We start from the raw sequence: 9,333 nt of genomic DNA, 5'->3' as shown, positions 1-9,333 counted from the left end.
AAATAAAATTAATTAGGGCTGGCTGATTAAATCTAAAAGTATTGACTTATATTGGCTAAAGCCTTTTTAGGTCTGGAAAAAGTACAAGATATTTGCTCCCTTAAGCTCATGCATGTGAGAATTTTGGGCAGAATAATTGCAGAAAAACCAAGGGATAATTCTTCCTCCTGCCTTCTCGCTCATTCCTGACTCCTCCTGTCTCCTGTCTCCTGTCTCGGTCCTCCTACCCTCACACATAAGATTTTTGAGCGCAAACCCTAATTATCCTGCATAAATCATCAATTATTTCTCCCTGCTCCCTGCTCCCTGCTCCCTACTCCCTCTTTTCTGGAGATGTCTATTATATTAAACTTTGTTCATGCAGGAGTTCTCACATCTAATTCGTGATTCCTATAGTTTTCATTATCAATTATCCATTATCTATCAACCTATCCCACTATTCTAAAAATGCTTATTTACTTAAGTAAAATATTCCTGAAAAGCTAGATTTTTTGTTTTTATCTTTAACAATATTTGGGCTTTTCAGCCAAAATATTATTAGTGGGATAGTAAGCATTCAGCCGTCAGCTAGCCTCTTTCAGAGGAGCTGCGCTAACAGCTATCAGCTATGAGTTATTAACCGATTATCACACACTCAGGAAGAATTAGTCTTCAAGGAAAATTAAAACTTATGAATAAATTGGTCATATCACCGCTAACCGAAGTCAAGTTATTACATTTAAAAGCTGAAAGCTGAATGCTAATAGCTGAATGCTTACGTGGGATAGGTTCATTATCCATTATTCAATGTTCATGCAGGAGTTCTCACATCTAATTCCTGATTGCTATAGTTTTCATTATCAATTATCAATTATCAATTATCCATTATCCATTATTCTAATGTACGGTTTCCACGAACTAGCACTCGACACCATCGAGTGCTAAATTTTTATTTGGAAGCAATAGGAGAAATTATATGGCCAAAATTGTAGAGTTTGATGATAAGTCCAGACGCGCTCTAGAAAGAGGAATCAATAGTTTAGCTGATGCAGTCCGCATCACTATGGGTCCAAAGGGTAGAAATGTATTATTAGAGAAAAAATTTGGCGCTCCCCAAATTGTTAATGATGGGATTACCGTAGCGAAGGATATTGAACTGGAAGACCCTCTAGAAAATACTGGAGCTAGATTAATCCAAGAAGTGGCATCTAAAACTAAAGATATTGCTGGAGATGGCACAACTACCGCTACAGTTTTAGCTCAATCTATGATTAAGGAAGGTCTCAAAAACGTAGCTGCTGGCGCGAACCCAGTGGCAGTGCGTAAAGGGATTGAGAAAACTATTAATCAGCTAGTTAAAGAAATAGAAACAGTTGCTAAACCAGTAGAAGGAGAAGCGATCGCTCAAGTTGCTACAGTCTCTGCAGGTGGTGATGCAGAAGTAGGAAAAATGATTTCTGAAGCAATGGAGAAAGTTACCAAGGATGGGGTAATTACTGTTGAAGAATCTAAGTCTCTTTCTACAGATTTAGAAGTTGTGGAAGGGATGCAAATTGACCGTGGTTATCTTTCCCCTTATTTTGTGACTGACCAAGAGCGGTTGGTCGTGGAATTTGAAAATGCTCGGATTTTAATTACTGATAAGAAAATTAGTTCTATTCAGGATTTAGTAGCGGTACTGGAAAAGGTTGCTCGTGCTGGTCAAGCTTTATTAATTATTGCTGAGGATATTGAAGGGGAAGCTTTAGCTACTTTGGTGGTGAATAAAGCACGGGGTGTATTGAATGTTGCTGCTGTGAAAGCTCCTGGTTTTGGCGATCGCCGTAAGGCAATGCTTCAAGATATTGCTATTCTCACAGGTGGTCAACTCATATCGGAAGAGGTTGGTCTAAGTCTAGAGATGGCAGACTTGGATATGATGGGTGTTGGTCGGAAAATTTCTATTAATAAAGACAATACAACTATTGTTGCTGGTGGGGAAACAGCAGAGGAAGTGAAAAAGCGGATAGGTCAAATTCGCAAACAGCTTGAAGAGAGTGACTCTGATTATGACAAGGAAAAATTACAAGAGCGCATTGCTAAGTTAGCTGGTGGGGTAGCAGTAATTAAAGTTGGTGCTGCTACAGAAACCGAACTCAAAGACCGGAAGTTACGCATTGAGGATGCTTTGAATGCGACAAAAGCTGCTGTAGAAGAAGGTATTGTGCCTGGTGGTGGTACTACTTTAATTCACTTATCTACTAAAATTGATGAGCTAAAAGGTAGCTTGACACAAGAAGAGCAAATTGGTGCTGATATTGTGAAGCGTGCTTTAGAAGCACCTTTGCGTCAAATTGCTGATAATTCTGGTGCAGAAGGTTCGGTAGTTGTAGAGAAAGTACGTTCCACTGATTTTAGTGTTGGTTACAATGCGATAACTGGTGAATACGAAGATATGATTGCTGCTGGTATTCTTGACCCGGCAATGGTGGTACGTTCCGCGTTGCAAAATGCAGGTTCCATCGCTGGTATGGTATTAACTACTGAAGCTGTAGTTGTCGAGAAACCTGAGAAGAAAGCTGCTGGCCCTGATATGGATGGTGGCATGGGCGGCATGGGCGGCATGGGTGGCATGGGTGGCATGGGTGGCATGGGAATGCCTGGCATGGGAATGATGTAATTTATAGCCATCAGCCATCAGCTATCAGCTATCAGCTCAAGTCCAAACTATTTTTTGTAAAGGATTTTAATTTTATCTCAATGTTGGTTGAAGACCCGCGCTCTCCTGACAAGGGAGCGTCGGGATGAAAACCAATCAATCTTGCGGTTTTTCCAAAGCGTGTGCTATAGTCCTTAAAGGCTGCTGGGCTAGCAGTGTCAGTCTGTGGAGCGATCGTAAGACCGGAAAGAGGTTCGGCCTTGGAGGCAGGTGCTATGAAGCAGAAAGCCCCTATCAGCGATGTTAGGGAATCCCGCGCTGTCACGCAAGTGCAGCGTCGGGAGGATGTCAATAATGTCCTATTACTTTTCTATAGTGCTATATATAAGTTAGCCTGTTGATAAAGGGGTGTTGCTCTAGTAGCGCACCCCTTATTATATTGAATATGTGTCAGTCCAGTAAAAATACTAAATTTGAGAAGTGTTATAATACCATGTCCGTTGGTATCGTTTGTGTAAAAATTGGGGAAATATCTACCGTCATATAAGGTTTTTCCTTCTCTTGTAGGGGCGATTTCCTGCGGAATGCTGCGCAAACGCGAATCGCCCCTACTTCTTCCTTACCTTCTCTATACAATACCGATGCTACCGGACATGATATAATACCATTTTGAAAAAAGAATGTTACGAATAATAACAACTATTAAAAGGTTTTACGGTAAATGTTGATTTGACAAAAAAGACAATTACAACATAAAAAATAGTCTCAAATTTATTCATTCTGACTCCTGACTCCTGTCTCCTGACTCCTTACGCAGTAACCTAAATATTTGTAGCGAAGATTTATCAATTATAATTAGTCTAATTAATATTAATATTTAGAGTAATTATGGCTGGTAAACTTTGGCGGAATATTTGGCGAGTTCTCAACACGGAAATAGAGTTAAATTTATCGGAAACTGTTAAGGGTGGAGTTGAGTCTGCTAAGGCGGTTTTGGAAATAGCAAAAGCACTACAAGAAAGTAAGGATGCTAAAGAGTTAAAACCTTTTATTGAAAATGTTGGTTCTGTTTTAGATGTGTTAAATTCTCCCCTGGGAAAAGTTGTCGGGGCAGGTTTACCTTTTTTGCCTATTGCAACTGGAATTATTTCTTATATTGTTAAACAAAGTCGTCAGGAACCAAGTTTAGAAGATGAAGTTCAGTTGGTGGCTCAGGTAGCTTATTTAGAAAGTTTTAGAAAGTTTTTTATAGAACATCCAGAAATTAAAGATAGGCTAACAGAAACTGAAGCTTCGGAAGCGGTACAAAAACAGATTAATAAGTTGGATGAAAAATTTTATTTTAATGATCGAGATGCGAATAAGACTTTGATTTGTTTTTATGATTCACCATTGAGAAAAAAGTTTAATGAGATTTTATTTGCTCGTCTAAAAGAGTCTGGTTTGCCTAAAAATACTGCTAAAATTGTCACTGAAAGAATTTCTCGCAGTACCCACCGTTATATGAAAGAAGCAGTGGTAAAGGTGAAAGATGATGCTAAAGAATTAGCTGGAATCTATGGGTATGGTTGGCAGCAAGATTTGGAAGTTTATGGCAGTATTGATAAGTATTTGGAGGAGGCAATCGCTACTAAAGCACAGGAAAAAGTCTTTGATGAAAATTTCACTTTTAGGCAGATTTATGTACCACTAGAAGTTAAATCTGTTAACTCCGATGGGAAACTTGAACAGACAGGAACACCTCAGAATATTGAGGAGTGGGCAAAAACAATTTTGCGCGATGAAAACAAAGACAAACAGGTGTTATTTATTCAAGCAGGGCCGGGAAGAGGAAAAAGTGTATTTTGCCGAATGTTTGGTGACTTAGTGCGCCGGGAATTACATCCTATTTATACGCCAATTTTGATTCGGTTGCGGGATGTGAGAAATTTTGCAGCAAATATTGATGAGACTCTAGCTGATTCTGTGGGTAGGGATTTTGTCAAGACTGATAGCGGTTGGTTGACAGACCGCAATACTCGGTTTCTGTTTTTGCTGGATGGGTTTGATGAGTTATTGTTGGAGCGGGGAGCGAGTAACGACTTGAAGTTTTTTTTAGACCAGGTGGCGCAGTTTCAGAAACAGGCAGCAGAAAATAAGGAGCGTGGTCATCGGGTGTTGATTACGGGGAGACCTTTGGCGCTTTATGGTATTGAAAGGTTGATGCCACCGAATTTAGAGCGGGTGAGTATTTTGCCGATGAGTGATGATATTCAGCAACAGTGGTTTGAAAAGTGGCAGATGGTAGTGGGGGAAGCGGAAACAGAAAAGTTTCGGGAATTTTTGCACAGCGAACAATGTCCCGTGCAAGTTAAGGAACTGGCGCGGGAACCACTTTTGTTGTATTTGCTAGCTGCCATGCACCAGGATGAGCAGTTACAGGGAGAGATGTTTGCTACTGCTGATGTTGGTGGTACAAAAGTTTTGATTTATGAGCAAGCGTTGAAGTGGGTGCTGGAAAAACAGCGAGTAGAAGAGGGTAAAAATCTTAATCCTGAAATTACTAAGTTGGAGCCAGAAGATTTAGAAATTTTGTTGGCAGAAGCGGGGTTGTCTGTGGTGCAGTCTGTTAGGGAATATGCTGCCATAAAAATGATTGAAGACCGACTGGTGAAACAGGGATATAAGGAGTTGCAGGCGTTGATTGAAAAAGCTAGGCAAGATAAACGAGAGGATGGGTTGAAAAATGCTTTGGCTGCTTTTTATTTAAAGTCGGCAGCAGGAGCAGAAAATTCGGTGGAGTTTTTTCATAAGAGTTTTGGTGAGTTTCTCTGTGCAAAACGGATGGCAGAAAGTCTGGAAGATTTCACGGAGAAAACTGGGAAGCGACGTAAAACTTATGTGGTGTCTGATGAGGAGTTTGAATGGCAGATTTACGATCTGTTTGGTTATGGCAGTTTGACGGCGGAAGTTGTGGAATATTTGATGGCGTTATTGGTGAAAAGTGAGGTTGAGTTGGTGGTGTTGTTTGAGCGGTTGCATGGGTTTTATCTAGACTGGAGTGATGGGAAGTTTATTGAGGCGACGGAGGAAACTTTGCCTCAGAAAAAGGCGAGGCAGTTGCAGCAGTGGGGTATTGAGTCTGGGCAACGTCGGGTTGATATTTATACGGGGCTGAATGTGATGATTTTGTTATTTGAGTTGCATCGTTATGGGCAGTCTCAAGAAGAGTTGCGGGAGCAGTTGTATTTTTATCCTTGCGGTAAACCTGATAGTGAAGATTTTGAGAAAACAAAACTATTGAAGATTATTGGTTATAGTCAGTGTCTTGGGGTTATTGCTTTTGTGAAAATAGTAGGTAAGTTTTTCAGAAGTGCCTACCTCATTCTTGCCGACCTCAGTGGTGCCGACCTCAGTGATGCCAACCTCATTCTTGCCGACCTCAGTGATGCCGACCTCAGTGGTGCCGACCTCATTCTTGCCGACCTCAGTGGTGCCAACCTCAGTGATGCCGACTTCAGTGGTGTCAACCTCATTGATGCCAACCTCAGTGCTGCCAACCTCAGTGGTGCCGACCTCTATGGTGCCGACCTCAGTGCTGCCAACCTCAGTGGTGCCGACCTCTATGGTGCCGACCTCAGTGCTGCCAACCTCAGTGGTGCCGACCTCTATGGTGCCGACCTCAGTGCTGCCAACCTCAGTGGTGCCAACCTCTGTGATGCCGACCTCAGTAATATCAGATGGAATAATCAAACCAACTGGTCAAATACTATCGGTTTACATGAAGCAATAGGGGTTCCAGAAGACCTACAAAAAGATCCAGAATTTGCTGCAGCAGTTGCTCAGTCGCAAACAGCAAGTCAACAACAACAGTAAATTTTGTTGAGGTAGTAGCGCATCTAGACTAAAATTAATTGTGGGTAAAACCTAACCCCCCAGCCCCCTTCCCTGCAAGGGAAGGGGGAGAAATGCTCCCCTCTCCTTGCAGGAGAGGGGTCGGGGGAGAGGTCTTCCGGAATGCTGAAACTTACCCACATTTTAAAGATTTTGTAGAGTGCGTTGGTTGGGTTGACGAAAGGAAACCCAACACCAAGATGTATCTGTTGCGTTGTGCGAAAGTGTCGTCTTAGGGAGTTTACCCCATGAACAATTTTCGTAATATCACCTTAAGGAAACCTAACAACAACCTTGTATCTGTTGGGTTTCGCCAGCTCAACCCAACCTACGTTATAGTCAGGAAACTCAACACGAAGATGTATCTGTTAGATGCAAAATTGTAGTAAATTTAATTTGTAGGGTGTGTTATACGGCTTAAATTCAGACTATGAAAGGAATTTAACAATCCGTCGTCACGCACCGTTTTAGTCTACTACTTTTTTGATACTAAAAATTAGCAGATTGTCAGCGGTGCGTTACGCTTTCGGTGCGGAATGCTGCGTATTTCCTGACGGAATGCTCCGCAAACATGTCCGGTAGGGAAACGCATCCTACTGAACTGACACATATTCAATGGTGGGTTACATCATTGGGGGGCGGGTTTATCTAACTTTAGGTTGAGCTTCGTGAATTTAACGAGGGAACCCGCCCCTACTATTGCACTATTTACAGCGGTTTAATGATGAATAAACCACAATCATACTGACTCCTTACTCATTACTCCTTACTCCTTACTCATTACTCCTACAACAGTTTTGTGGTCTACTCAACTGAAAAGCACTGTAAGGTGTGTCACTCTACTACTGAACTGACTTTCACGCTTATTGATGTTTGATTCATCTATTGGACAATAGTTAGAGCTGACTAATTCAATCTAAAACTGTTTACAGATAAAGGTTTGAGGATTTTTTTTTGAGAAAAAGTAGGGTTCTAACATCCGTTCCGTGAGAGCAAACGCTGATTTTCACGCTTATTGATGTTTGATTCATCTGTTGGACAATAGTTAGGGCTGGCTAATTCAATCTAAAAGTGTTTACAGATAAAGGTTTGAGGATTTTTTTTTGGAAAAAAGTAGTGATAGATCGCCTTAAGGAAACCTAACAACAACTTATTACTCAAGACTATTGTAGATTCTTTGAATGAAATTTGTAGGTTAGGTTGACGTCAGGAAACCCAACAAAAAGATGTATCTGAAAAGATGTCTCTGTTGGGTTTCGCCAGCTCAACCCAACCTACGGAAGATACTTATAGATTCTCCAACCAACTCAATACTACAAGAATTAAGAAAAAAAAGCTCTGAATTGATCGGTGAGCGATCGCCTGTTATTACTCAAGACCATTGCAGATTCTTTGAACCGAGAACTCCGCCCTCGTCCACAGTTACCCCCTGATTTCTTAGACAAGTTCCGAGGTATAGGAAAAACAGATAGTCCACCTCCAAATAATGAGGAAGTTGAAGCAATGCTAGAATAAAGTTTAGTGGAGAAATATTGAAAATCTTGAGATAAATACATACTATAATATTTATATCAAAGCAATTTGAAGGAATAAAAATTATGTCAGAACTACAAGAATTAAGAAACAAAGCTCTGAATTTATCCGTGAGCGATCGCCTCTTATTACTAAAGGCAATTACAGATTATTTGAACCAATAACTTCGCCTTCGCCCAAAGTTACCTCCTGATTTTTTAGACAAGTTGCAAGGTATAGGAAAAACAGATAGTCCTCCTCCAAATGATGCGGAAGTTGAAGCTATGCTCGAAGAACATTTAGTGGATAAATGCCTAAAATGAGAGTTTTAATAGACACAAATATTATTTTATATCAAATCCGCTCGGGTTCGGTATAAAAAAATGTTCCATCTTCAGTTATTGCTAAATCTTTCTATATCTCCCCATCTCCCCATCTCCCCATCTCCCCAGCATCTTTATCTAATTACACCAATGCTACCGGATTTGATATTAGACGCTTTGCTAAAACGGGAAGCATTTGTTCAGGATGCGAGGACTTTATTAACAGCTATTCAATCTTAGCAAATAGAAGGATATGTCACAGCAACAACTTTAACTAACATTTTCTAGATTGTCAGAAAACAAACTAAAAGTATTGAACGAGCAAGAGAAGCTGTTTCTATGACATTAGCATTAATGGAAATTTGCGACGTTAATCGTAATATTTTAGAAATTGCTTTTGCTTCTAATTTGAGAGACTTTGAAGATGCAGTACAATTAGCTTGTGCTTATGCTAAAAATGTTGATGCTATTGTTACTCGTAATGCTGATGATTTTGCTGGTGCAAGTCTGCCTATTTTGTCAGTTCAACAGTTATTTGAACAGATGAATAATGATGGATAAAAACATCAAAAACCCTGGTTGAAATTTGCCAACGTGGGGAAAATATGATTTCTAAATTTTCAAACTACTAGCGTGTCTAGCTTAAAAATGTGGGTAAGTTTCATAAATTAAGACCTCTCCCCCAACCCATCTCCTACAAGGAGAGGGGAGTATCCCCCTTCCCTCCTCCCCCCTTTCAAAGCTATGCTTTATAAACATCTTTCTTAACATAAAATGTAGACAAAAAAGAGAAGTTATGTATAAGTCCTTTGAAAGGCTTTTTTCTCACACTCAGTGTATTGAATTAGATATTTTTTTGAGAAATGCACCCCAAGATTCTTATACCAATTCACTTTAAAGATGTCACAAATAGTTTCCAACCCCCTATGTGAAATAATTTCCTGAAATTACTGTGGCATAAAAGTTTCGAGTATATAAAATCTTAATGCATGACTTTTGAATGCATGA

The 9,333-nt window shown here is 40.2% G+C and carries 5 protein-coding genes; all 5 read left to right on the top strand.

The window, feature by feature from the left end; genetic code table 11:
• Positions 1–955: 955 nt before the first annotated feature.
• Positions 956–2,638, top strand: a complete 1,683-nt coding sequence (gene groL / locus F6K22_RS20560) for a chaperonin GroEL (protein WP_293101949.1) — start codon at positions 956–958, stop codon at positions 2,636–2,638.
• Between the two features lie 194 nt (positions 2,639–2,832).
• Positions 2,833–3,018, top strand: a complete 186-nt coding sequence (locus tag F6K22_RS20555) for a hypothetical protein (RefSeq protein ID WP_293101946.1) — start codon at positions 2,833–2,835, stop codon at positions 3,016–3,018.
• Between the two features lie 487 nt (positions 3,019–3,505).
• Positions 3,506–6,472: a pentapeptide repeat-containing protein gene (locus tag F6K22_RS20550; protein ID WP_293101943.1), complete on the top strand. Its 2,967-nt coding sequence runs from the start codon at positions 3,506–3,508 to the stop codon at positions 6,470–6,472.
• A 1,368-nt stretch (positions 6,473–7,840) separates the two neighbouring features.
• On the top strand, positions 7,841–8,005 hold the full coding sequence (locus tag F6K22_RS20545; RefSeq protein WP_293101940.1) for a hypothetical protein: 165 nt from the start codon (positions 7,841–7,843) through the stop codon (positions 8,003–8,005).
• Positions 8,006–8,613: 608 nt separating this feature from the next.
• The gene (locus F6K22_RS20540; protein WP_363274018.1) at positions 8,614–8,886 is read left to right on the top strand and encodes a PIN domain-containing protein; all 273 of its coding nucleotides are present in this window, start codon (positions 8,614–8,616) and stop codon (positions 8,884–8,886) included.
• The last annotated feature ends 447 nt before the right edge of the window (positions 8,887–9,333 follow it).

This window comes from Okeania sp. SIO2F4, assembly GCF_010672385.1.
GTDB lineage: Bacteria > Cyanobacteriota > Cyanobacteriia > Cyanobacteriales > Microcoleaceae > Trichodesmium.
This window is presented reverse-complemented; position numbering and strand designations above follow the sequence as displayed.